This is a genomic window from Methylorubrum zatmanii (genome assembly GCF_014845115.1).
GTDB classification, from domain to species: Bacteria; Pseudomonadota; Alphaproteobacteria; order Rhizobiales; family Beijerinckiaceae; genus Methylobacterium; species Methylobacterium zatmanii.
Genome location: NZ_NKUI01000180.1, coordinates 1 through 2,146, shown reverse-complemented (window position 1 = coordinate 2,146; position 2,146 = coordinate 1). Strand labels below are relative to the sequence as shown.

Sequence of the window (2,146 nt, the reverse complement as noted above, 5' to 3'; positions counted from 1 at the left end):
CTCTCACAAAACCCCCGCCGTACCGCCACGCCCGGGGGGGAGCGGTCCGTGAGCGGGAGTTTTGTGAGACGGTCTTACTGCGCGGGCGCGGGGGCGGGCGGCTTGGGGGCAGCGGGCTTCGCGGCTGGCTTGGCCGCCTGGGCCGAGCTGGCGCTGCCGGTGGCGCCGGGGAGGCCGGCGGCCGCTCCGGCGGCGGGTTTCGGCGCCCATTCGGCGTCGGCGCGGGGGCCGTTCGCGCCGTTGGTCGGCCCGGTGAGCTGGCCCGGCGCCGTGTCGTTCACCCGCGTCCAGGTCTGCGACTGGCACAGGAAGGCGATCAGGCAGCCCTTGACGGTCAGCTCCTCCGGTCCGTCCGACCAGATGGTGACATCGTAGAACTTGCCGTCCTCGGCATTGTAGATCTTGCCCTCGTAATGGGCATCCTCGTTCAGCTTGAGGCCCAGGATCAGCTGATGGCCCAGCGAGGCGCGGGCACGCTTCTTCGGATCGGGGTTTCGGAAATCGACCCGCGGCTTGCCCTCGTCGTTGAGGGGCGTCTTGAGCCAGACGGCGTAGCCGCACAGGTTCTTCTCCTGCGGGCCGCATTTCTCGACCCGGATGCGGGCCTTGCCGTCCTGGGTCAGCCAGGTGCCGGTCGGGTCACGCGGCGCGGCCGCCGAGGCCGCCGACAGGGTGCCCAGGGCCGCGAGGGCGGCGAGAGCCACACCGCGGCCGGCGCGGAGGACAGACGCGCGCGTACCGATCGGTCCGAACTTCATGCAAACATCCCCATTCCCGCGAGGCGGCGATCCCAGGCCGCACCGCTCAATCCCGAAAACACGGCCGGCGGCCGTGCGGGCCGGTCCGCTCGGACCGTTGCCCTCTCGCCGCAGCCATCGAATGGGAAGGTGACCGGATCATGACCGCGGCGGGGCGGTCTCGACGCAATTCGGCGGCGTCCGGGCTCCTCATGTGAAAAGGGCCGGTGCGCGCGGCACCGGCCCTGATTCTCGTCGTGCGCGTCGGGTCGAGGCTTACTCGGCGGCGGTGACGTCGGCGGTGAAGTGGCCGCACCAATCCTTCGAGGCGACCACCGGCCACAGGCCCTGGCCCTGCGGATCGGGCTGGCTCACCGGCGGGTTGAAGCGGCACAGGCCCTGATCGCCCGACGCCTGGGCGCCGTTGGTCTTGTGGTCGTCGAAGAAGCGGCAGCTCTGGCAGGCGGCGTTGCTGGAGGTGGCCATGATGATGCTCCGTTCCGGTTGTCGTGCTCGGCGGCTCCGGCCCTCGGTCCGTCGCCCCGTTCCAGGCTTGATTAGAACAGATCCAAACTTGCTTCAAGCTTTTTAGAACGATTCCGAATTAGAAGCCGGCTTGCAAAACGCGACCCTGCCGGAACGAAAAACCTCCACACCACCAGAGATTTGGAGAATTCGTGCCTCTCGGGCCCTCGTCCCGCGCGCGAATTTTCGAGGGTCACGAACGCGTGAAGCGGCGGAGAGCCGAACTCTCCGCCGCTTCAGGAGGGACCGAACAAGCGGCCTTGGGTCAGGCGGCGACGGCGCGATCGCAATGGGCGGCGACGAGGCCGGCCAATTCCGCCGCCTCGTTGCGGATGTCGGGCACCGCCATGCATTCCCACAGCACGCCGCGCAGGAGCGGCCCGATGATCCAGAGCGGTCCGCCCCCCTCCCCCAGGCCTGTGCCGATCGCCCGGTAATCGGTGCCGGCATCGAGGCCGAGCCCGAACGGGCCGGGGCGCACCAGCCCCTGCTCGGACAGCCGCCGCAGCAGCGGGTCGCGGCTCTCCGCGAGATGGCCGAAGCCGGTGGCGTCGATCATCGCCTGGACCGCGAGGCGCTCGGTGCGCTTGGCCCCGCGGAAACGCAGGGTCACCAAGGCCTGCGCCGCCTCGTCCTCGATGGCGAGGAGACGGCCGGCCCGCACCGTCAGGGAGCCTCGCCCGATCTCGTCGGCGATCGTCGCGGCGGCGGGCGGGGCGGTGCGGTGGCGGTGCACGTCCCAGAACGGCCGCAGGTGGCGCAGGAAGCGGGCCTGCTCGGCCGCGGGCAGGCCGCGCCAGATCGTGTCGGTGAGCGGCCGCAGGGCATCGATCACCCCGTGCCAGCCGATCCCCGCGACCCGCGCCCGCGCCACCTCCGCGCGG

At 70.9% G+C, this 2,146-nt stretch carries 3 protein-coding genes; all 3 read right to left on the bottom strand.

What is annotated here, in order from left to right:
• Positions 1-74 precede the first annotated feature (74 nt).
• Entirely contained in the window at positions 75-758 is a 684-nt protein-coding gene (locus tag MZTS_RS19565) for a DUF2147 domain-containing protein (protein ID WP_192285098.1), read from the bottom strand.
• Positions 759-1,013: 255 nt separating this feature from the next.
• Positions 1,014-1,223, bottom strand: a complete 210-nt coding sequence (locus MZTS_RS19560) for a hypothetical protein (protein WP_192285097.1) — start codon at positions 1,221-1,223, stop codon at positions 1,014-1,016.
• A gap of 304 nt (positions 1,224-1,527) precedes the next feature.
• Positions 1,528-2,146 (bottom strand): FAD/NAD(P)-binding protein (locus tag MZTS_RS19555; protein ID WP_425492760.1); only part of this gene is annotated, 619 nt, incomplete at its 5' end.

Bases quoted from the DNA above. Each gene is read 5' to 3' on its own strand.
- MZTS_RS19560 (WP_192285097.1), bottom strand. From the start codon at position 1,223: ATGGCCACCTCCAGCAACGCCGCCTGCCAGAGCTGCCGCTTCTTCGAC.
- MZTS_RS19565 (WP_192285098.1), bottom strand. From the start codon at position 758: ATGAAGTTCGGACCGATCGGTACGCGCGCGTCTGTCCTCCGCGCCGGC.